General features: G+C 75.2%; 21 protein-coding genes and 2 tRNA genes. 11 read left to right on the forward strand and 12 right to left on the reverse strand.

Going from position 1 to position 20,055, the window contains the following annotated elements; translation table 11 throughout:
• Positions 1-106: 106 nt before the first annotated feature.
• From J1M41_RS06655 to J1M41_RS06665, 3 genes are all read left to right on the forward strand, one after another.
• Entirely contained in the window at positions 107-1,171 is a 1,065-nt protein-coding gene (locus J1M41_RS06655; protein WP_206451400.1) for a PspC domain-containing protein, read from the forward strand.
• A 91-nt stretch (positions 1,172-1,262) separates the two neighbouring features.
• Complete coding sequence (locus tag J1M41_RS06660) at positions 1,263-2,294, forward strand: 6-phosphofructokinase (RefSeq protein ID WP_098094566.1); 1,032 nt, start codon at positions 1,263-1,265, stop codon at positions 2,292-2,294.
• Positions 2,291-3,043 (forward strand): hypothetical protein, encoded by a 753-nt coding sequence (locus J1M41_RS06665; RefSeq protein WP_206451401.1) that lies wholly within the window; start codon positions 2,291-2,293, stop codon positions 3,041-3,043. Before J1M41_RS06660 ends, J1M41_RS06665 begins: the two co-directional genes overlap by 4 nt.
• Before the next feature lie 13 nt (positions 3,044-3,056).
• Here the strand turns inward: J1M41_RS06665 and J1M41_RS06670 are convergent, their stop codons facing one another.
• From J1M41_RS06670 to J1M41_RS06680, 3 genes are all read right to left on the reverse strand, one after another.
• Positions 3,057-4,253 carry a folate-binding protein YgfZ gene (locus tag J1M41_RS06670; RefSeq protein WP_098094564.1) on the reverse strand — a complete coding sequence of 399 codons (1,197 nt, stop codon included), beginning with the start codon at positions 4,251-4,253 and terminating at the stop codon, positions 3,057-3,059.
• Positions 4,250-4,918 carry an FABP family protein gene (locus J1M41_RS06675; protein ID WP_206451402.1) on the reverse strand — a complete coding sequence of 223 codons (669 nt, stop codon included), beginning with the start codon at positions 4,916-4,918 and terminating at the stop codon, positions 4,250-4,252. The genes J1M41_RS06670 and J1M41_RS06675 overlap by 4 nt, the downstream gene beginning before the upstream one ends.
• Before the next feature lie 187 nt (positions 4,919-5,105).
• On the reverse strand, positions 5,106-5,912 hold the full coding sequence (locus tag J1M41_RS06680) for a hypothetical protein (RefSeq protein WP_241247802.1): 807 nt from the start codon (positions 5,910-5,912) through the stop codon (positions 5,106-5,108).
• Positions 5,913-6,013: 101 nt separating this feature from the next.
• Here J1M41_RS06680 and mshD point away from each other — a divergent pair, with 101 nt between their 5' ends.
• The 7 genes from mshD to asd all read left to right on the forward strand — a co-directional run bounded on the left by mshD (position 6,014) and on the right by asd (position 11,459).
• Positions 6,014-6,967 (forward strand): mycothiol synthase, encoded by a 954-nt coding sequence (gene mshD, locus J1M41_RS06685; RefSeq protein ID WP_206451404.1) that lies wholly within the window; start codon positions 6,014-6,016, stop codon positions 6,965-6,967.
• 138 nt (positions 6,968-7,105) lie between these two features.
• Entirely contained in the window at positions 7,106-8,116 is a 1,011-nt protein-coding gene (locus tag J1M41_RS06690; RefSeq protein ID WP_206451405.1) for an NUDIX domain-containing protein, read from the forward strand.
• Positions 8,117-8,191: 75 nt separating this feature from the next.
• Entirely contained in the window at positions 8,192-8,548 is a 357-nt protein-coding gene (locus J1M41_RS06695; RefSeq protein WP_041103569.1) for a GNAT family N-acetyltransferase, read from the forward strand.
• Between the two features lie 82 nt (positions 8,549-8,630).
• Positions 8,631-9,461, forward strand: a complete 831-nt coding sequence (locus tag J1M41_RS06700) for a thymidylate synthase (protein ID WP_144879430.1) — start codon at positions 8,631-8,633, stop codon at positions 9,459-9,461.
• A 22-nt stretch (positions 9,462-9,483) separates the two neighbouring features.
• The gene (locus tag J1M41_RS06705) at positions 9,484-10,044 is read left to right on the forward strand and encodes a dihydrofolate reductase (RefSeq protein WP_041103571.1); all 561 of its coding nucleotides are present in this window, start codon (positions 9,484-9,486) and stop codon (positions 10,042-10,044) included.
• A 1-nt stretch (position 10,045) separates the two neighbouring features.
• On the forward strand, positions 10,046-10,276 hold the full coding sequence (locus tag J1M41_RS06710; protein WP_098094553.1) for an NF038396 family protein: 231 nt from the start codon (positions 10,046-10,048) through the stop codon (positions 10,274-10,276).
• Between the two features lie 10 nt (positions 10,277-10,286).
• Entirely contained in the window at positions 10,287-11,459 is a 1,173-nt protein-coding gene (asd, locus tag J1M41_RS06715; protein ID WP_167754951.1) for an aspartate-semialdehyde dehydrogenase, read from the forward strand.
• 134 nt (positions 11,460-11,593) lie between these two features.
• Here asd and J1M41_RS06720 read toward each other — a convergent pair whose 3' ends face one another.
• The 7 genes from J1M41_RS06720 to J1M41_RS06750 all read right to left on the reverse strand — a co-directional run bounded on the left by J1M41_RS06720 (position 11,594) and on the right by J1M41_RS06750 (position 16,393).
• Complete coding sequence (locus J1M41_RS06720; protein WP_206451406.1) at positions 11,594-12,793, reverse strand: UDP-N-acetylmuramate dehydrogenase; 1,200 nt, start codon at positions 12,791-12,793, stop codon at positions 11,594-11,596.
• Positions 12,790-13,281, reverse strand: coding sequence for a MaoC/PaaZ C-terminal domain-containing protein (locus J1M41_RS06725; protein ID WP_206451407.1), 492 nt, complete (start codon positions 13,279-13,281; stop codon positions 12,790-12,792). The genes J1M41_RS06720 and J1M41_RS06725 overlap by 4 nt, the downstream gene beginning before the upstream one ends.
• A complete protein-coding gene (locus J1M41_RS06730) occupies positions 13,281-13,730 on the reverse strand; it encodes a MaoC family dehydratase N-terminal domain-containing protein (RefSeq protein WP_010080353.1) in 450 nt (149 codons plus the stop codon). The genes J1M41_RS06725 and J1M41_RS06730 overlap by 1 nt, the downstream gene beginning before the upstream one ends.
• A 40-nt stretch (positions 13,731-13,770) precedes the next feature.
• On the reverse strand, positions 13,771-14,064 hold the full coding sequence (locus J1M41_RS06735; protein WP_041103577.1) for a hypothetical protein: 294 nt from the start codon (positions 14,062-14,064) through the stop codon (positions 13,771-13,773).
• 89 nt (positions 14,065-14,153) lie between these two features.
• Positions 14,154-14,227: transfer RNA gene (locus J1M41_RS06740), tRNA-Met, on the reverse strand.
• A 60-nt stretch (positions 14,228-14,287) separates the two neighbouring features.
• Positions 14,288-14,359, reverse strand: a tRNA-Thr gene (locus J1M41_RS06745).
• Between the two features lie 87 nt (positions 14,360-14,446).
• Positions 14,447-16,393, reverse strand: a complete 1,947-nt coding sequence (locus tag J1M41_RS06750) for a DEAD/DEAH box helicase (protein WP_342214079.1) — start codon at positions 16,391-16,393, stop codon at positions 14,447-14,449.
• Between the two features lie 484 nt (positions 16,394-16,877).
• On the opposite strand from J1M41_RS06750, the gene J1M41_RS06755 reads away from it, so the two are divergent.
• Positions 16,878-17,507, forward strand: coding sequence for a hypothetical protein (locus J1M41_RS06755; protein WP_206451408.1), 630 nt, complete (start codon positions 16,878-16,880; stop codon positions 17,505-17,507).
• Positions 17,508-17,547: 40 nt separating this feature from the next.
• Here the strand turns inward: J1M41_RS06755 and J1M41_RS06760 are convergent, their stop codons facing one another.
• Both J1M41_RS06760 and J1M41_RS06765 read right to left on the reverse strand, forming a co-directional pair.
• Positions 17,548-18,756: an amidohydrolase gene (locus J1M41_RS06760; protein ID WP_206451409.1), complete on the reverse strand. Its 1,209-nt coding sequence runs from the start codon at positions 18,754-18,756 to the stop codon at positions 17,548-17,550.
• A 66-nt stretch (positions 18,757-18,822) separates the two neighbouring features.
• Positions 18,823-20,037 (reverse strand): cystathionine gamma-synthase, encoded by a 1,215-nt coding sequence (locus J1M41_RS06765; RefSeq protein ID WP_206451410.1) that lies wholly within the window; start codon positions 20,035-20,037, stop codon positions 18,823-18,825.
• Positions 20,038-20,055 lie beyond the last annotated feature (18 nt).

A 20,055-nucleotide genomic window follows, 5' to 3' on the forward strand; every position in this document is an offset into this window, starting at 1 on the left:
GGGTGGGCATGCCCCCATCCTGCCGCGTCGGACGGGGCGGCACATCCGGGGAGGATTCCGGGAGTTCCCGGATGGGCGGGGGCCGCGGGCGGACGAGGATGGAGGCATGACGAGCACACACGACCCGTTCACCGGCCTCGGCCCCCACGTCGCCCCCGACGGAGCCGCCGCGGGCGAGACCGGCCCCGACGGGCTGGACGCCCTGCCGGGCTGGCTGCGCCGCGCCGTCCTGGGCTGGGCCGTGCGCCGCTCGCCGGCCTCGTGGGTCGGCGGGGTGCTCGGCGGCGTGGCCGAGCGCTACCGCATCGACCCGCTGCTCGCCCGCGGCGTGTTCGTCGCCGTGTGCATGGTCTCCGCGGGCCTGGGCCTGCTGGCCTACGCGGCCGCCTGGGCCGTGCTCCCCGACGCCGACGGACGCGTGCAGTTCGGCCGCCTGCGCCGCGGGGAGTGGCAGGACGCCACCGTGGCCATCGGCGTGATCGGGGCGATCGGCGCCCTCAACCTGCTGCTCGGCGCCGGGTTCACCCTCATCGCCCCGGCCGTGGGCGGCCCCGGCTCCCTCGTGGGCCTGGGCGCGCTGGCCGTGCTCGTCTGGTGGCTCGTGACCCGCTGGGACGGCCGGGCGCAGGCCCGCGTGGCCCCGGGCCGGGCCCCCGACGCCGACCAGCCCAGCCACGCCGTGCCGCGCCCGGCCTGGTACGTCGGCGGAGGTCCGCGCGAGCGGGCGGCCGAGGTCACCGACCCGCACGGCTTCCGCCCCGAATGGATCGACCCCGCGACCGGCACCTGGCGCGACCACGTCCACTCCCGCGAGCGGCGAGCCGCGGCGCGCCTGGCCGAGGAGGCCCCCCGGGCAGCCACCGCCCCGACCGGCTCGGGGTCCGCAGCCACGGCCGCGAAGCCGCGCCTCGGGCCGATCGCGCAGGCCGCCACCTACGCCGGGGCCGTCCTCGCCGCGCTCGCCGCCCTCGGGATCAGCCTGCTGCTCGGTGTCGGTCCGACCCCCACGCTGCTGGCGGTGCCGATGCTCGTGGCCGCGCTCGCGGTGATCGCCCCCGTCATGCTGGGCGCTTTGCTCAGCGGCCGTCGTCCCGGCACCCTCGGCCCGGCGAGCGGCATCCTCGTGGGTGCGACGGCCCTCCAGGTCGCCGTCCTCGTGGCCCTCGGCTGACCCGCCGCCCGTCGCCCGTCCCCTGACGCGACGGGGCGGGCGCGCCTAGGGTGGTGCCGACCCCCCGCACGAGAACGCCCGAGAGGATCCCATGCGCATCGGAATGCTCACCTCCGGAGGCGACTGCCCCGGCCTCAACGCCGTCATCCGCTCCGCCGTCCTGCACGGCATCAAGTCGTACGACATGGAGATGGTGGGCATCCGCAACGGGTGGTCCGGCCTGATCGAGAAGGACGTCGAGGACCTGCCCCGCTCCCGCGTGCGCGGCCTGGCCCGCACCGGCGGCACCATCCTCGGCACCTCCCGCACGCACCCCTACAACGCGGAGGGCGGCGGCCCGGAGAACATGCTCCGCAACCTGCGCGAGCTGGACATCGACGCCGTCATCGCCATCGGCGGCGAGGGCACCCTGGCCGGCGCGAACCGCCTGGCCGCGGACGGGCTGCCGATCGTGGGCGTGCCCAAGACGATCGACAACGACCTGCAGGGCACCGACTACACGTTCGGCTTCGACACGGCCGTGCAGATCGCCACGGACGCCATGGACCGGCTGCGCACCACGGGCGAGTCCCACCACCGCTGCATGGTCGCCGAGGTCATGGGCCGCCACGTCGGCTGGATCGCCCTGCACTCGGGCATGGCCGCCGGCGCCCACGCGATCCTCATCCCCGAGGTCCGCACCCCGATGTCCCAGGTCGCCGAGTGGGTGCAGCAGGTCCACGACCGCGGTCGCTCCCCGCTGGTCGTGGTGGCGGAGGGCTTCGTCCCCGAGGGCCACGACGACCCGCTGGCCGAGGCCGGCGTCGAGGCGTCCGGCCGGCCGCGTCTGGGCGGCATCGGCGAGTGGGTGACCCGCGAGATCGAGGAGATGACGGGCATCGAGACGCGCAGCACCATCCTGGGCCACATCCAGCGCGGCGGCGCCCCCACCGCCACGGACCGCGTGCTCTCCACGCGCTTCGGCATGGGCGCCGTCGACCTCGTCGCCCAGCGCCGCTGGGGACAGATGGTGGCGGCCAACGGCACGGAGATCATCTCCATCCCCATGAGCGCCGCCCTCAAGGGCCTCAAGAAGGTGCCGGTCTCGCGCTACGACGAGGCGAAGATCCTGTTCGGCCGGTGAGACCCGACCACCCCGCCGTCGGCGTGCTGGCCCTCGGGCTGGCGCGTCGGCTCGGCCTGCCCGACACCGCGCTCCTGCCCGGCGACGCCCCGGCGGCGGGTGCCGAGCCGCGCCGCATCGAGGTGGCCCGGCAGGGCGTCGCCGAGGCGGAGGTGCTGGCCCTGCCCTGGGCCACCGTCGTGGCGGGGCCGGCGTGGTTCACGCGTGCCTGCCGCGGCGTGCCCGCCGAGGCGCTGGGCGTGGAGTCGGCCCTGCTGCGGACGGCGGTGCGCGCCGCCGCCGGGGAGGCCGTGCGCTCGCGCGGCGAGTTCACGCTCTACGCCGCCGAGGAACCGCCGCCAGTCGACCCCTCGCGCACCGTCGCCGTGTCCCACGACCCCGCCCACGTCCACGCCGTGGCCGCGCGGGCCCCCGCGGACGACGTGGCCGAGGCGGGTGTCCCCTCCTGGGAGTCCTCGGTCGCGCTCGTTCCCGACGACGGCGCAGGACGGGCGATCGAAGCCGCGGTGGCGGCGGCGGGGCATCGCGTGACGGGCGGCGTGCTGGCCTCGCTGGGCACCCTCACCCCACCGCGGCTGCGCGGTCGTGGGCTCGGCCGCTACGCGGTGGCCGTGGCGATGGACCGGGCGGCGCTGGAGGGGCTGCTGCCGTTCGCCGAGGTGCCGGCGGGCCACACAGCCGCGCACCACGTGGCGATCGCCGTCGGGCTGGAGGCGGCGGGCACGCGGACCGTCCTCGCGCTGGACTGAGCCGGCGAGTCGGTCAGCGCAGGCGGCCCACGCCGCGCGGTCGGCCGACGACCTGCCCGGCGTCCGGGGACACGAGCGGCTCCTGGCTCGCGGCGATCCAGCCGCCCTCGGCGGCACCGTCCTCGCCGGGAGCGTCCTCGCGGACCAGCAGCTCGGCGTCCACGGGCACCGTGCGCTTGAGCAGCGCCAGGGCGACGGCGCCCGCCTCATGGTGCTGGGCCGCGGCGGTGACCGTCCCCACCGGACGGGCGGCGGCGCGGGCCTCGGGCGTGTCCTCGGCCGGCCGGAGGATCACGGGGGCACCGTGCTCGGGGAGCGCGTGGACGGAGCCGTCCAGGAGCAGGCGAGTGAGGCGGCGGGGCGGGCGGCCCAGGTTGTGCACGCGCGCCACGGTCTCCTGACCGCGGTAGCAGCCCTTCTCGAGGTGCACGGCGGTGCGCAGCAGGTCCAGCTCGTGCGGGATCGCGCGGTCGTCCACGTCGAGGGCCCGGCGGGGGCGGCCGGCCTCGATGCGCAGCGCCTCGGCCGCCGTCGTGCCCGCCAGGGACCAGCCCGCGAGCACGCCCGTGCCGAGCGCGCGGACGGTGGCCTCGAGGTCGGCCCGGGTGACGAGGTACTCGCGCCAGGACCAGTCCGCACCCGGGTGGGTCGCCGGATCCGGATCGGCCGTGTAGGCCCAGCCGCCCGCGCCGACGCGCGGCCACGGGTCCAGCCACACGGTGCGGTCCTCCCAGCCGGGCACGGGCGCGGTGGCGCCCACGACGGCGACCGCCCCGGTGTGGTCCCGCAGCGTGACGTCGTGGGAGAAGCGCATCGAGGTGAGCCACGCGGCCAGGCCCGGGCCGTCCTCGCGGTCCGTGACGAGCCAGGCCGCGGTACCGTCCTCGAGCAGGTGGGCGGCGTGCTCGATCCGCCCCTGCACGTCGAGGAAGAGGATCTCGGTGCTCGTGCCGGGGGGCAGCGTCTCGACGTGCTGCGTGCCGAGCGTGTGCAGCCAGCTCAGCCGGTCCGGGCCGGACACGGAGAGCACGGCCCGGTGGGAGAGGTCGACCAGGGCGCGGCCCCGGGCGAGGGCGCGCTGCTCGGGCAGGGGGCGACCGTAGTGCGCGGCGACGCCGGCGTCCGGGCCGCGGCCCTCGACGGCGCCGCCGGCCGGCCCCTGCGGCTCGGCCACGGCCAGGTCCAGCAGCGGGCTGCGGGAGGTCGTCACGACTGCTCCCCGCGAGCCCCGCGAGGACGCTCGGCCCCCGGAGCGAGCCGACCCTCGGCCGCGCTCGGCATGCGGTCCAGGATGGCGGAGGCGTGCGCCTCGAGCTCGGCGCCCGCGGCGTCCGCGACGTCCCAGCGCCAGAACAGCTGCCCGTTCACGAGACCGGCCATGCGGGTGGCCCGGTGGTACGGGCCGGCGGCGGAGCCACGCAGGACCGCGTCCGTGGCCAGCTGCAGCTGCGGGCCCTTGATGCGGCCGTAGTACAGCTCGGACAGCGAGCCCGGATGCGTGATGGTGGCGGTCAGGCCGAAGCCCTCGTCGCCGACGCGCAGCCGCTCGACGTCCTCGGCGGAGCGGAACGCGGGGACGATGTCCGCCGGGCGCATGCCGGGGCCGACGTCGCCGTCGCGCCGCGCCCGGTCCACCTGCCAGAAGCCGGACTCCACGGTCAGCGGACGCAGCAGCGTGCCGTCCGCCTCGCACAGCCACGACTCCGCGCGGTACTCGACGAACGGCAGACCGTGCTCGGTGAAGTCCACCCGCTGGTAGAAGATCTCGGTGCCGGCGGAGCCGTCGCCGAGGCGGCCCTGGCCCTCCCAGCTGCCGATGAGCCAGGACAGGGGCGCGAGCTCGGGGGTGAGGTCGTAGGGGAGTTCAGTCGCCATGGCAGATCACGGCGCGGCCCGACAGCGGGCCGCGCGTCCTCAGCGCTGGCCCTTGAAGAGGCCGCTGATGACGACCGCGGCGACGGCGGCCATGCCCAGGCCGGCCAGGACCACGAGGGCCAGGAAGAAGATCTCGAGCGCAAGAAGGGTATCCATGCGGGACATCCTACCGAGCGGGCCCGACCTGTCAGGCCAGGAAGCCCACCATGACGTGCGCCACGACGCCGGCCGCGCCCACGGGCGCCAACGCGAGGGCGTAGCCCGCCCGGCGCGGGCGCAGGGTGGTGCCCACCGGCCGGTCCTCGGGTCGCGGCCGCGACGACGGCGCCGTGGCGGCGGTCAGGGACACCAGCACGGCCACCGCGAGCGCCGCGGCCGTGACGGCCGGCCGGTCCTGGGCGCCCACGCCGGCCAGCGCCGAGACGGGCCACGCGAGCACCGTGCCGAGGGGGATGACGACGAGCGCCAGGACTCCCGGCCGGCCCTGCATCCACGGGGTGAGGCCGACGAGGCAGACCGCGGCCACCGTGACCGCCAGCGTGATGACCAGCCCGGCGACCGCGGGGGTGTCGGTCCAGCGCGAGACGGCCACCCAGCACGCCGTCACGACGGCCATGAACGCCCCGCCCATCGTGGCGACGGTGGACTCGAGGCGCAGCGGCCGGCCGGTCCCGCGCACCAGCTGGACGACGAACGAGGCCATGGTGCTCCAGGCGACGACGACGGCGAGCGGCTCGAAGAGCGTCCAGGCCCCGCTGTGGCCGTCCTCGAGCGGCGGCCACAGCAGCATGAGCAGCACCGCGGCGCCCCCGGCGACGGCCAGGGTGACGCTGAGCGAGAGGCGCGCGGGCGCCCCCATCTGCCGCGGCCAGCCCCAGGCGATGACCAGGATCACGACGGCGGCGGCGAGGGCGGCGGGGACCGGGCCCAGCAACGCGGCACCGCCCAGGACGAGGGCGGCGACGGCCGCACTCAGGGCCATGGACAAGCGCATCACCTGCCCCATCCTGCCAGGTGCGCACCGGCTCGGCCCTGGGCGGGCGACGGCGGGGCGCACCTCGCGGGCCACCGTCCTCCTTCCGTAGGGTGGCCGGCATGGCCGAACACCCCACCCCCACGACCTCCGACGCCGACGGCATGCCGCGCGTCGTCACCCCGCGCCCGGAGGAGGCGAGCGCCGTCCTGGACCTGGCCGACCGCGCCGGGGCGGCGGACGGCCATCCCCCGCTGTCGGACCAGACGCGCGTGCTGCTCGCCCGCGGCGGGCAGCTCTGGTGGGGAGCCACCCGGGGCCCGGACGGGGCGATCGACGGGGCGGCCGTGCTCGTGCCCGAGGGCACGGCGGCCGTGCTCGAGCTCGTCGTCGACCCGACCGCACGCCGCACCGGCCGGGGGACGGTCCTGGCCGACGCCGCGGCCGCCGCGGTCCGGGACCTGGCGCGGGAGGAGACCACGAGCGTCTGGGCCCACGGCATGCTCCCGGGGGCGGTCCGGCTCGCCCGGCGGCACGGCCTCGAGCCCGTCCGCGAGCTGCGCCGGATGCGCCTGTCGCACGCGGCGCTCGCGGCCCTGCCGGAGGTGCGGCTCGCCGACGGGGTGGCCCTGCGCGGCTTCGTCCCCGGCCAGGACGAGCAGGCCTGGCTGGACGTGAACGCCGCCGCCTTCGCGGACCACCCCGAACAGGGCAGCCTGACCCGCGCCGACCTCGACGACCGCATGGCCGAGGACTGGTTCGACGCCGACGGCCTCCTGCTCGCCGCCCGCGAGGCGGACGGGCGGCTGCTCGGCTTCCACTGGACGAAGGTGGAGCCGGATGCCGGAGCCGACGGCCCGCGCGTCGGGGAGGTGTACGCCGTGGGCGTCTCCCCCGACGCCCAGGGCCTCGGCCTCGGCCGGGCCCTCACCCTGGCGGGGCTGCACCGGATGGCGGAGCAGGGGGTCGACGTCGTGGACCTGTACGTGGACGCGGACAACACGGCCGCCGTCACGCTCTACGCGTCCCTCGGCTTCGAGCTGTTCGCCGCCGGCGCCCAATACCGCCGCCCCTGAGACCCTCGGGCGGGGACCGGCCGGGCACATCCCGGCGGCCTCGTATCCTGGTGGGGCCGGCCCCCGCGGGGTCGGCCACGCCCCGTGCCCTGCCCCAGCAGTCGTCGCGGCCGCCGCACCTCGAGAGGAACCCGCCCCATGCCCTCGTCCCACGCCGACCGCGTCGCCCGCTGGTCCACGGAGGACCGTGTCTCGGAAGGCCCCCGCGCCGAGGTGCTGGCCGCCGGCATGCTGCCGTGGCGCCGCGTGCCCGGCGGCCTCGAGGTGATGGTGATCCACCGGCCGCGCTACGACGACTGGTCGTGGCCCAAGGGCAAGCTCGATCCGGGTGAGACGCTGCCGGAGTGCGCGGTGCGCGAGCTGCGCGAGGAGGTCGGCCTCGAGCTGCGGCCGGGCATCCCGCTGTGCGTGACGGCGTACGAGGTGCCCGGCAAGCGGGGCGCACGTCAGAGCAAGGAGGTCTGGTACTGGGCCGCCGAGGTCGACGGCCAGCGCGCCCTCCCCGACGGCGACGAGGTGGACGAGGTCCGCTGGGTCGGGCCGGACGAGGCCCGGCGGCTGCTGACGAACGACTCGGATCGCGAACCGCTCGAGCTGCTACTGCGTGCCGCCTCCCGGGGGCGCCTGCGGACCGTGCCGCTGCTGGTGCTGCGCCACGCCAAGGCCAAGCCCCGCTCCTCGTGGTCCCGTGCCGAGCAGGAGCGCCCGCTGGCGGCGACGGGCCGGCGGCAGGCGCTCGCCGTCGAGGGCCTCGTGGCGGCCTGGCGGCCGGAACAGCTGGTCTCCTCCCCGTGGCGCCGCTGCGTGGAGACGCTGGCCCCGCTCGTGAAGTCCAGCCGGCTGCCGCTGAAGACCAAGGGCGCGTTCACGGAGACCACGGCCCGGGAGAAGCCCAAGAAGACCCGCAAGGTGATGGCCGAGCTCATGGGCCGCTCCCGGCCCCTGGTCGTGTGCACGCACCGGCCGGTGCTGCCGACCCTGTTCGAGGTGGTCGAGGACGCGGCCGCCGGCCAGGCGGACCGCGTGCTGCGGGCCCTGCCGACCGAGGACCCGTGGCTGCGGCCCGGCGCTGTGCTCGTGGCGCACCGCGCCCTCGACCTCGACGGCGACGTGGTGGCCGTCGAGGTCTACGACCCCTGGGACGACTGAGCCGCCCGCGCCGGCCTCGTCCCGCACGACCGGGCCACCGTTGAGCGGGTCCGCCCCCGGCCCTAGGCTCGGGTCATGGAGAACACCGCCGCCCAGAGCCAGCCCGAGAAGATCGTCCACGAGCGCCTCACGGTGACCCGGGACCCGGACCGTCAGCGCTTCGAGCTGCGCCAGGACGGGACCTTCATCGGATTCCTCGGCTACGACCAGGAGACCGTGCGCGGCGCGGACGGTGAGGACACCGTGGTCCTGCGCCTGCAGCACACCATCATCGACGAGCAGTTCGGCCGCCGCGGCTACGCCCGCGCCCTCGTGACCATGGTCCTGGACAGGCTGCGCGCGGAGGGTGACCGGATCGTGCCCGAGTGCTCCTACGTGGAGGACTACCTGCGCCGCTACCCCGAGTACCAGGACATGGTCTTCCACGGCTGACCGGGGGCGGGGCCCTGCCCTGCCGGTACCCGCCTCCGCCGGGCCGTCCACGACGCTCAGCGCGTCCGCTCGGATCGCTAGAGTGGGCCGGGTGAGCATCCCCACCCCCTACGAGGACCTCCTCGCCGACGTGATGGCCCACGGGGCCGTCAAGACGGACCGGACCGGCACGGGCACGCGCAGCGTGTTCGGCCGCCAGCTGCGCTTCGACCTGGCCGAGTCCTTCCCGCTGATCACCACCAAGCGCGTGCACTTCAAGTCGGTCGCGCTCGAGCTGCTGTGGTTCCTGCGCGGGGACTCGAACGTGCGGTGGCTCCAGGAGCGCGGCGTGCGGATCTGGAACGAGTGGGCGGACGAGGACGGCGAGCTCGGCCCCGTCTACGGCGTGCAGTGGCGCTCGTGGCCCACCCCGGACGGGGGCCACATCGACCAGATCGCCAAGGTCGTGGAGCAGATCCGGACGAACCCCGACTCGCGCCGGCACATCGTCACCGCGTGGAACCCCGCCGAGGTGGACGAGATGGCGCTGCCGCCGTGCCACGCGCTGTTCCAGTTCTACGTCTCCCCCGGTCAGGACGGCGCCCCCGGGCGGCTCTCGTGCCAGCTCTACCAGCGCTCGGCGGACCTGTTCCTCGGCGTGCCGTTCAACATCGCCTCGTACGCGCTGCTCACGGTGATGGTCGCGCAGCAGACCGGGTTGACGCCCGGCGAGTTCGTGTGGACCGGTGGGGACGCGCACATCTACGCGAACCACGAGGAGCAGGTGCGCGAGCAGCTCTCCCGCGAGCCGTACCCGTACCCGCGGCTGCGGCTGCGGCGCACCCCCGCGTCGATCTTCGACTACGACTACGACGACTTCGAGGTCCTCGACTACCGTCACCACCCCACCATCACGGCGCCGATCGCCGTCTGAGCCGAGGATGCGCAGCGACCCCATGAGCCGGGCCACCCGTCCCACCGAGCCCGTGATCGCCATGATCTGGGCCCAGACCCCCGAGCGCGTCATCGGCCGCGACGGCACCATGCCGTGGCACGTGCCCGAGGACCTCGCCCACTTCCGGGCCCACACGCACGGCCACCCCGTGATCATGGGCCGGCGCACGTGGGAGTCGTTCCCGGCGCGGTTCCGCCCGCTGCCCGGGCGCACGAACATCGTGGTCTCCCGCACCCTGACGGCCACCGAGGAGGCCGGCGCGGAGCTGCGGGCCGCGGGTGCCGTCGTCGTGCCGGGCTTCGGGGCGGCCCTGGCCGCCGCGGCCGAGGCCGACGGCTGTGACACCGTGTGGGTGATCGGCGGGGCGACCCTCTACGAGCAGGCCCTCGACGTGGCCTCGCGCGCCGAGGTGACCGTGATCGACGCCGACGTCGACGGCGACACGCACGCCCCGCCGCTCGACGCCCGCTGGCGGCGCACCGCCGTCGACCCCGCCCCCGACGCGTGGCTGGACTCCGCCTCCGGCCCGCGCCACCGCTTCGAACGATGGGAACGCGACTGACATGGCCCCGACCGACTCCGACCAGCGTCTGCTCTCCCCGCAGGCGGTCACGTTCCTCGCGCTCGTCGCCCTGCCCGTGCTGGCGTTCGTGTGCGCCGTGTTCGGGCTGATCCTCGTGCTGCAGGGCAAGACCATCGCCGGGCTGGTGTTCCTGCTCGTGCTGACCCAGGTGTTCGCCGTGGGCGGTCTCATCGCGTGGAACAAGCGGAAGCGCGGGCAGCAGGGCCGCTAGCCTGGAGGGCATGACTTCCGCTGCCCCCGCATCTGTGAACGCCCCCGACGCGGCCGCCGTGCCCACCGTGGGCCTGGTCGGCTGGCGCGGCATGGTGGGGTCCGTCCTCCTGCAGCGCATGGCCGAGGAGGGCGACTTCGCCCGCGTCCACCCGGTCTTCTTCTCCACATCCAACGCCGGCGGTCCCGCGCCCGTGCTCGAGGGCATGGCCGGCGACCCGGGCGTGCTCCAGGACGCGTACGACGTGGACGCGCTCACGGCCCTGCCCGTGATCCTCACCGCGCAGGGCGGGGACTACACGCAGGCCGTGTACCCGAAGCTGCGCGCCGCCGGCTGGGACGGCATCTGGATCGACGCCGCCTCCACCCTGCGCATGGCGGACACCTCCGTGATCGCGCTGGACCCCGTGAACCGCGGCGTCATCGACGCCGCCCTGGCGAACGGGACGAAGGACTTCATCGGCGGCAACTGCACCGTGTCCTGCATGCTCATGGGCCTGGGTGGCCTGTTCAAGGCGGGCCTGGTCGAGTGGGGCACCGCCATGACCTACCAGGCGGCCTCCGGCGGCGGCGCCCGGCACATGCGCGAGCTGCTCACCCAGTACGCGGAGCTGGGCGGCGCGGTGCGGGCCGAGCTGGCCGATCCGGCGTCGGCGATCCTCGAGATCGACCGGAAGGTGATCGAGCTGCAGCGCGGCGGCCTGGACTCGACGCAGTTCGGCGTGCCGCTGGGCGGCTCGCTGATCCCCTGGATCGACGCCGACCTGGGCGACGGCGTCTCCCGCGAGGAGCGCAAGGCCTACGACGAGACGAACAAGGTTCTCGGACTGACCGGTGCGGACCGGATCCCCTTCGACTCGCTGTGCGTGCGGATCGGCGCCATGCGCTCGCACTCGCAGGCCCTCACCCTCAAGCTCACCCGGGACGTGCCGCTGGACGAGGTCGAGCAGATCATCGCCGCGGACAACGAGTGGGTGCAGGTGGTGCCGAACACCAAGGAGGCCACGGTCACCGACCTGACCCCGATCGCCGCGACCGGCACCCTGCAGATCCCCGTCGGTCGGCTGCGCAAGCTCAACATGGGTCCCGAGTACCTCTCGGCGTTCACCGTCGGCGACCAGCTGCTGTGGGGTGCGGCCGAGCCCGTGCGCCGCATGCTGATGATCGCCACCGGCAACCTCTGAGCCGCGACGCCGGCGCCGAGGCGCGGACCCGGCTCCCGTTTTCGTTCGGGAAACGGCGCCCGCCCCGCCAAGGGGCGCCGTTTCCCGAACGAAAGCACTCCTGAGGGCGCCGTTTCCCGAACGAAAGTGAGGGGTCAGAGGCTGGTGCCGATGATCATCGGCTCGGGGTGCAGCTCGACGCCGAAGCGTTCGCGCACGCCGTCGCGCACGGTGCGCGCGATCGTCAGGACGTCCTCGGTGGTCGCGTCGCCGCGGTTGGTCATGGCGAGGGTGTGCTTCGTGGACACCGACGCGCGGCCCCCGGCCAGGCCGGTGCCGTCGGCTCCGCGGCCGTCCGGCCCGCCCTCGCGGGGGGCGACCTCGGGCAGCCCGAAGCCCTTCGCGAAGCCCGCGCGATCGATCAGCCAGGCCGCCGAGAGCTTCACGAGCGGCGTCCCGTCCTCGGCCTCCCCGGCCGCGAACGCCGGGGCGCCCTCGGGCAGGGAGGCCCGCACGGACGCGGGCACGATCGGGTTCGTGAAGTAGCTGCCCGTGGACCACGCGTCCGGGTCCGCCGGGTCGGACACCATCCCCTTGGCGGCGCGCAGGGCCAGCACCTCGCGGCGGACCACCGCGAGCGGGGCATGGGCGCCCTCCTCGACGTCGAGCGCGGCCGCCAGCTGCCCGTAGCGGACCGGCGCCGTCGGCTCGGCGTCGGAGGACGCGCGGCGCAGCCGCAGGTCGATCGAGAGCACGATCCACCGGGGACTCGGCGCGCCGGTCTCCAGCATGGAACGCTTGATCACGGAGTCGCGGTAGCCGAAGCGCAGGTCCGCGGGCGTCAGCTCGACGACCTCGCCCGCCTCCCGGTCCCACGCGCGCAGGGCGACGAGCACCTGCGAGACGTCCGCGCCGTAGGCGCCGACGTTCTGCACGGGCGTCGCACCGGCCGAGCCCGGGATGCCCGAAAGCGCCTCGATCCCGCCGAGCCCGTGCGCCACGGTCCATGCGACGGCGTCGTCCCACGGGTGCCCCGCCGCGATCCGCACGACGACGGCCTCCCCCTCGTGGCCCGCGGGCCGGGCCCCGTCGCCGGCCGGCGGCGTCTCGCCCTCTCCGGGCACCGGCCCGTCCAGCACCCGGATTCCCTCGAAGGCCAGCCGCACGACGGTGCCGGGGAAGCCGGCGTCCGCCATGAGGGTGTTGGAACCGCCGCCGAGGACGAACAGGGGCTCGCCCGCCGCGTCGGCGGCGCGCACGGCCTCGATCGCCTCGGCCTCGGTGCGCGCGGTGACCCACGCGCGCGCAGGCCCGCCGACGCGGGTGGTGGTGTGGTCCGCCAGCCGCTCGCTCACGCGCTCTCCCCCGCGGGGTCGGCCAGACGGACCACGGCCTGCGCCTTGGTCAGCACGCGCGGCTTCGCCGCGTCCGGGTTGGTGACGTTCAGGTCGATCCGCACGGTCCCGGCGGCCTCGTCCACGGCCCCGACCGTGCCGACGACCTCGAGCGTGGCGCCGGGGACGGGCGCGCCGTCGTCGTCCGTGCGCCCCGTGGTGTCCGCGACGGGCACCATGCCGGTGAAGCGGGTCTGGTAGTCGACGACGGCGCCCGGGTCGCCCGCCCAGTCTGAGACGAGCTGCACGGCCGCGCCCATGGTGAGCATCCCGTGGGCGATGACGCCGGGCAGGCCGACGTGCTCGGCGAACGTCGGGGACCAGTGGATCGGGTTGCGGTCGCCGGAGGCGCCCGCGTAGGCGACGAGGCCGGCGCGGGTGAACGTGACGGTGCGCGTGCCGACCACCTCGCCCCGGGCGAGGTCGGACAGGCGGGGGGCGGTGCTCATCAGGACTCCTCTCCCCGGACCAGCAGGGTGGACGTGACGGTGGAGACGGCCGCGCCGTCCAGATCCGCGATCTCGGTGACGGTGGTGACCATGCGGTTGCCGCCGAGGGACTTCACGGCCTCGACCCGCACGGTCGCCACGACCTCGTCCCCGGCCACCAGCGGCCGGTGGTGGACGAAGCGCTCGTCCGCGTGGACCACGCGCGAGAAGTCGATCCCCAGCTCGGGATCGGCGACGACGGCGGCCTCGGCGCGCTGGGCGATGACGACGGCGAAGGTCGGTGGGGCGACCAGGTCGGCGTGTCCCAGGGCCCGGGCGGCCGCGACGTCGTGGTGCGCGGGATGCTGGGCCTGCACGGCCTCGGCGAAGCCGCGGACCGCCTCACGACCGACCTGGAAGGGGGGCGCGGGCGGATAGCTCCGCCCGGCGACGTCGGGGTTCACGCTCAACTCGGGCCTCCTGCGGGACGGTTCTCGACTGCCGTCCAGCCTAACGGCCGGGGCGCCGCTCCCCCTGCCGGCGGGCGGCCTGGCGGAAGCGCACGAGCTGGGCGGACAGGTGCACGGCGACGCCCGCGCCGAGCACGCCCAGGGCGGTCCCGGAGACGGCGAGGCGTCCGGTGGTCCCGCCGACGACCGCCAGCACGATCCCCACGAGGAACAGCGCGGAGCCGGTCAGCACGAGGGTCCGGTACAGCCGGGAGCCGTGCTCCCACGGGGAGACGAAGCCGCGGGGCGCGGCGGTGCCGCGGGTGGGCTGGTGGGCGGGGCGACGCGTGGACATGCCCGCCAGGCTACCGGGGCGACGGACGGGCCCCGGAACGCGAAAGGACCCGGCCCCTCCGAGGAGGTGACCGGGTCCGTCCGATTCCGTAGCGGCGGGGGGACTCGATCCCCCGACCTCACGATTATGAGTCGTGCGCTCTAACCAGCTGAGCTACGCCGCCACGACACGAGAACGCCCGCACTCACGGTTATCACGCCGCGAGGGCGGGCTCTCATGTCAGAGCCCCGACCGGGAATCGATCCCGGGACCTCCATCTTACCAAGATGGCGCTCTACCACTGAGCTATCGGGGCAACGAGGTGAGACTCTACCAGGGCCCCGGGGCCGATGCAAAATCGGCCCCGGTCACGGCCTCCGGCGGGGTCCGCACCCCGGCCGGATCAGCGGCGGGCGCCCCGATCCGAGCGCTCCTGGGCGCCCCAGCGGGGCTTGCGGCCGCCGGGGCGTCCCCCGCGGTCGCCGCGGAAGCCGCGGTCGTCCCGGTCCTTGCGGAAGCCGCCACGATCCTCGCGGGAGCCGCGGTCGTCCCGGTCCTTGCGGTACCCGCCGCGCTGGCCGCCGTCGCGGTCCCCGCGGAAGCCGCCGCGCTCGCCGCGGTCCTTGCGGAAGCCGCCGCGGCGCTCACCGCGGTCCTCGCCGTCGCGCTCGGCGCGGGTCGGGCGACCGGTGTCCTTGCGCAGGCCGAGGCGACGGCCGTTGATCTCCGCGTTGGCCGCGGCCTCGAGCTGGGCCGCGGTCAGGTCCGCCGGCAACTCGACGAGCGAGTGGTTGCCGCGCAGGTCGATCGCGCCGATGGCCGAGGCGGGCAGGCCCACCTCGTTCGCCAGCGCGCCCACGATGTTGCCCGGCCGCACGCGGTCCTGGTGCCCGACGGCGATCCAGTACGTCGCGTTGCCGGCCGCGGGCTCCCGGGCCGGGCCACGCGAGCCGCGGCCGTCACTCGTGCCGCGCTCACGGCCGCCGTCGCGCCCACCCTCGCGGCCGCCGTCGCGGTCCTTGCGGCCGCGGGCGCCGCCGAACGGGATCTCCTGCTCGCGGGCCAGCAGCGGGCGGCCGCCCTGGGCCATCATGCCCAGTGCGGCGGCCACGCGCGCCGGCTCGGCCTCGTGCTCGTCGACGTACGCGGCGACGATCTCGCCGAACACCGCCAGCTCCTCCTCCGAGGCGCGCTCGAGGGTGCGGGTGATGCCGTCGGCGAAGCGGCGCTTGCGGGCCGCGTTGACGTCGGCGACGGAGGGCACGGCCATCTCCTCGACCTGCTGGCGGGTGGTCCGCTCGATCTGCTTGAGCAGGAAGCGCTCACGCGGGGTCATGAAGAGCACGGCGTCGCCCTGTCGGCCGGCGCGGCCGGTGCGGCCGATGCGGTGCACGTAGGACTCGGCGTCCTGCGGGATGTCGTAGTTGACCACGTGAGAGATGCGCTCGACGTCCAGGCCGCGGGCGGCGACGTCGGTGGCCACGAGGATGTCCACGCGGCCGGCCTTCAGGTCCTCGACGGTCTTCTCGCGCTGCTTCTGGGCGATGTCGCCGGAGATGGCCACGGCCTTGAACCCGGCGCGCGTGAGCTTCTGGGCGAGCTCCTCGGTGCCGGCACGGGTGCGCACGAAGGCGATGACGCCGTCGTGCTCCTCGGTCTCGAGGATGCGGCTCAGGGCCTCGAACTTCCACTGGTGACCCACCTGCAGGTAGCGCTGGCGGATCGTGGCGGACGTCGTCGACTGACGGGCGACGGCCACCTCCTCCGGGGCGTTCAGGTACTGGGCGGAGATGCGACGGATGGCCGGGGGCATGGTGGCGGAGAACAGGGCGGTCTGCTTCGTGTCCGGGGTGGAGGCGAGGATGCGGTCCACCTCCTCCGCGAAGCCCATGCGCAGCATCTCGTCCGCCTCGTCCAGCACGAGGGTCTGCAGGTCGGAGAGGTCCAGCGAGCCGCGCTCGAGATGGTCGATCACGCGTCCCGGCGTGCCGACGACGACCTGCGCACCCCGACGCAGTCCGGCCAGCTGCGGGCCGTACGGGGAGCCGCCGTAGACGGCGAGCACGGAGACGTCGTCGAGGTGCTTGGCGTAGCTGTCGAAGGCGTCGGCCACCTGGAGGGCGAGCTCGCGGGTCGGGGCGAGCGCGAGCACCTGCGGGGTGTCCGCGCGCCCGGTCACGTCCGTGGTCTCGGCGAGGCGGGACAGGGCCGGCAGCGCGAACGCACCGGTCTTGCCGGTGCCGGTCTGGGCCAGGCCCACGACGTCGCGGCCGTCCAGCAGCAGCGGGATGGTCGCCTCCTGGATCGGCGAGGGGCGGGTGTAGCCCAGGTCTTCGACGGCGGCCAGCACGCGGGCGTCCAGGCCGAGGTCCAGGAAGCTCGGCGGGGGCCTCAGGGGCGGCGGGCTGGGCGGGTGCCGCGGGGGCGGCGTCGACCTGCGGGACGGTCCCGGTGGCCTCCTGCTCGGCTTCGACGAGCTCGGGGGCGGCCTCGGCGGTGGTCTGGGGATCGAGGATGTCGGACATGGGTCCTCCTGTGGGGATGCGCGGGCGCACGCCGGAGGACGTCGGTCGCGGGTCGACGTCGTGGGGCGCAGGGGCCAGCTGGGTCAGATGATTCCGTCCACCCGGCAGCCCCCGAGGGCCACGACGTTCGTGGCCCGCACACACATCTGCACAGACATCTGCAGTCCGGCGTGGCACACGCGTCCACGCTCACTCATCACAGGGGGAGAGACCGGATCCGGTCCGCCCAGTCTACGCCACCGGACCCCGGGCCGGGCTGTGCCCTCGGACACCCCGGTCGCTCACCGGCCGGGGCGATAGGCTCGGCAGGTGCCCCAGAACAGCGAAGACCGCCCCCTCGCCCGCGGGCTCGGCCGGGCCGCCGGCCGCGCCACCCAGTCCTTCCGGGAGAGTCAGCGGGCCGACGACGCACGGCTGCGCGCCGAGCGCGCCCGCCTCACCGCCGAGGACGAGGAGCGCCTGGAACGGCGCCGCGCGGACCGCGAGCGCGACCTGGCCGCGCGGGACGCGGCCGAGTCCGACGCCGGCCTCGTCCACCCGCTCCTGAAGGTCGCGCGCCTCTACTGGCTCGCGGTCACCGTGGTGCTGGTCGGCATCGCGGGCGCGTTCCTCTGGAACGGGGCCCGCGCACAGGACAGCGGCGAGCCCGTCATCGATCCGCTCACCGGCATGGAGTCGGTGGGCGTGCTGGGCGGCGCGACGGGGCAGTTCACGATGGGCACCGCCGTCGCCCTGCTGGCCGCGGCGTCCCTGTGGGGCTGGATCGGTCTGCTGCGCCGCCGTCGTTCGGCGATCGGGACCCTGACGTTCATCGCCGTCCTGCTGGCCGCCCCCGCGTTCCTGCGGGCCAACGGCCTGCTGATCATCCTCGCCGTCGTGATGCTCCTGGGCGCCGCGCTCGTCTGGCTGCCGCCCGTGCGCTCGCGCGTGCGGCGCTGAGCCCGCGCGTCCCGCCCCCGCCGCCGGGCGGCGGCGCCGCTCAGTCCTCCACGGGACGGGCGGAGGCGACGACGGGCCGGGCCGTGGCGAGGCCGTACTCCATGACCTGACGGCCGCCGATCCACACGCGCAGGGCCCGCTGCATGACATCGAGCGGGTCGCCGGACCAGAGCACCAGGTCGGCATCCTTGCCCACCTCGAGGGAGCCGATGCGGTCGTCCAGCCCCAGCACGCGCGCGGGATGCAGGGTGATGGCGCGCAGGGCGGTCTCCCGGTCCAGGCCCTCCTTCACCGACAGCGCCGCCTGGTAGACGAGGAAGTCGATGGGCACCACCGGGTGGTCGGTGATGATGCTGATCTCGACGCCGGCCCGCGCCAGACGGCCCGGGTTGCGCATCGAGCGGCCCCGCAGCTCCGGCTTGGACTTGGTGGTGAACAGCGGGCCGATCAGCACCGGCACGCCGCGGGCCGCGAGCTGGTCGGCCAGCGGGTGCGCCTCGGTGCCGTGGTCCAGGACGAGGTCGTAGCCGAACTCGTCGGCCAGGCGCAGGGCGGTGGCGACGTCGTCGGTGCGGTGGCAGTGCTGGCGCCAGGGGATCGTGCGCTCCAGGACGAGGGCGAGGGCGTCGAGGTGGGGGTCGCGGGTGAAGGGCTTGTCCTCGCGCTCGGCCTCCGCGCGGCGGGCCATGTAGCCCTGCGCCCGCAGGAACGCCTCGCGGATCACGAGGGCGGTGCCCAGCCGCGTGGACGGGGTGCGGCCCTTCTCCTTGTAGACGTTCTTGGGGTTCTCGCCGAGGGCGGACTTCACGCCCGAGGGACTGCGCAGCACCATCTCGTCCACGGTGCGTCCGTGGGTGTGCAGCGCCACCGCCTGGCCGCCGATCGGGTTGCCCGAGCCGGGGTTGACGTTCACGGTGGTCACCCCGCCGGCCAGGGCGTCCTTCCAGCCCGGCTCGTTCGGGTCGACGGCGTCGATCGCCCGCACCCCGGCCATCACCGGGTCCGTCATCTCGTTGACGTCCGCGGTCGCACCGACCTCGCCCTCGGCGTGCATGCCGAGGTGGACGTGGGCATCCACGAAGCCGGGCAGCAGCCAGCGCCCCTCGCAGTCCACCACCTCGGCGCCGTCGGGCGCCTCGACGTCGGGGCCGAGCGCGGTGATCCGGCCGTCCTCGACGAGCAGGGCGCCGTCGAACGGCTCGGCGGCGACGGGAACGACATGGGCGTTGACGAAGGCGGTGAGGGTCATGCCCGTCACACTACGCCGCCCCGTGCTCCCCACCCGTGCGCTAGACCTCTGGCGGACGTCGGCGGGTCAGAGGCTGCCCAGAGCCCGCTCCAGGTCCGCCACGAGGTCCTCGGCGTCCTCGATGCCCACCGACAGGCGCAGCAGGTCGTCCGGCACGGCCAGCTCGGTGCCGGCCACGGAGGCGTGGGTCATCTCCGCCGGGTAGTTCATCAGCGACTCGATGCCGCCCAGGGACTCGGCGAGCTGGAACAGGCGGGTCGACTCGGCCACGCGGCGGGCCGCCGCGGCGCCGCCGGACAGGCGCAGCGAGACCATGCCGCCGAAACCGCGCATCTGCCGCTGCGCGAGCTCATGGCCGGGGTGGTCCGGCAACCCCGGGTAGAGCACCTGGGAGACCTCGGCGCGGCCGGTGAGCCACTCGGCGACCGCCTGGGCGTTGGCCTGGTGACGGTCCATGCGCACCCCGAGCGTCTTGAGGCCGCGCGTGGTCAGGTACGCGTCCATGGGCCCGTTCACGGCCCCCGCCGCGAACTGCTGGAACTTCACCTGCTCGGCGAGTGCGGCGTCCGGGATCACGAGCGCCCCGCCGATCACGTCCGAGTGGCCGCCGATGTACTTCGTGGTGGAGTGCACCACCACGTCCGCGCCGAGGGCGATCGGGGACTGCAGGTACGGCGTCGCGAAGGTGTTGTCCACCACGAGCAGGGCGCCGTGCGCGTGGGCCGCCTCGGCGACCGCGGCGACGTCGGAGATCTTCATCATCGGGTTCGACGGGGTCTCCAGCCACACCATGACCGGCCCCGCGGCGGCGGCGCGCTCGACGGCGGCGGCGACCTGCTCGGCGTCCCCCATGTCCACGACGACGTGCTCCACGCCCCACGGGGCGAGCACGCGGGAGATGAGGCGGTAGGAGCCGCCGTACACGTCGTTGCCGAGCACGATCGTCATGCCCGGCCGGCCCGCGCCCATGATCAGCGCGGTCTCCGCGGCCAGGCCGGAGGCGAACGTGAGGCCGGTGGCCCGGGGGGCGCCGGACTCGTCGACGCCGGCCTCGAGCGCGGCCAGCTGCTCCTGCAGCGCGTCCCGGGTGGGGTTGGTGCCGCGGCCGTAGTCGTAGCCGCGCCGCAGCTCGCCGACGGCCGTGGGCGCGTAGGTGCTCGAGAGGTGGATCGGCGGGACGACGGCGCCGAACACCTCGTCCAGGTGCTGGCCCGCGTGCACGGCGCGCGTGCCGAAGCCTCCCCCCTGGGGGTGGGCGGCGGCGTCGTCCCGCCGATCCACCTCTCGAGCACCTACGCG

It is taken from the genome of Micrococcus sp. KRD096, from assembly GCF_017168495.1.
Lineage (GTDB): Bacteria > Actinomycetota > Actinomycetes > Actinomycetales > Micrococcaceae > Micrococcus > Micrococcus luteus.

Excerpts from the sequence above, each read along its gene's own strand:
- J1M41_RS06655 (WP_206451400.1), top strand. The coding sequence starts at position 107 with ATGACGAGCACACACGACCCGTTCACCGGCCTCGGCCCCCACGTCGCC.
- J1M41_RS06660 (WP_098094566.1), top strand. The coding sequence starts at position 1,263 with ATGCGCATCGGAATGCTCACCTCCGGAGGCGACTGCCCCGGCCTCAAC.
- J1M41_RS06675 (WP_206451402.1), bottom strand. The coding sequence starts at position 4,918 with ATGGCGACTGAACTCCCCTACGACCTCACCCCCGAGCTCGCGCCCCTG.
- J1M41_RS06680 (WP_241247802.1), bottom strand. The coding sequence starts at position 5,912 with ATGCGCTTGTCCATGGCCCTGAGTGCGGCCGTCGCCGCCCTCGTCCTG.
- mshD (WP_206451404.1), top strand. The coding sequence starts at position 6,014 with ATGGCCGAACACCCCACCCCCACGACCTCCGACGCCGACGGCATGCCG.
- J1M41_RS06690 (WP_206451405.1), top strand. The coding sequence starts at position 7,106 with ATGCCCTCGTCCCACGCCGACCGCGTCGCCCGCTGGTCCACGGAGGAC.
- J1M41_RS06695 (WP_041103569.1), top strand. The coding sequence starts at position 8,192 with ATGGAGAACACCGCCGCCCAGAGCCAGCCCGAGAAGATCGTCCACGAG.
- J1M41_RS06705 (WP_041103571.1), top strand. The coding sequence starts at position 9,484 with ATGAGCCGGGCCACCCGTCCCACCGAGCCCGTGATCGCCATGATCTGG.
- J1M41_RS06710 (WP_098094553.1), top strand. The coding sequence starts at position 10,046 with ATGGCCCCGACCGACTCCGACCAGCGTCTGCTCTCCCCGCAGGCGGTC.
- asd (WP_167754951.1), top strand. The coding sequence starts at position 10,287 with ATGACTTCCGCTGCCCCCGCATCTGTGAACGCCCCCGACGCGGCCGCC.
- J1M41_RS06725 (WP_206451407.1), bottom strand. The coding sequence starts at position 13,281 with ATGAGCACCGCCCCCCGCCTGTCCGACCTCGCCCGGGGCGAGGTGGTC.
- J1M41_RS06735 (WP_041103577.1), bottom strand. The coding sequence starts at position 14,064 with ATGTCCACGCGTCGCCCCGCCCACCAGCCCACCCGCGGCACCGCCGCG.
- J1M41_RS06760 (WP_206451409.1), bottom strand. The coding sequence starts at position 18,756 with ATGACCCTCACCGCCTTCGTCAACGCCCATGTCGTTCCCGTCGCCGCC.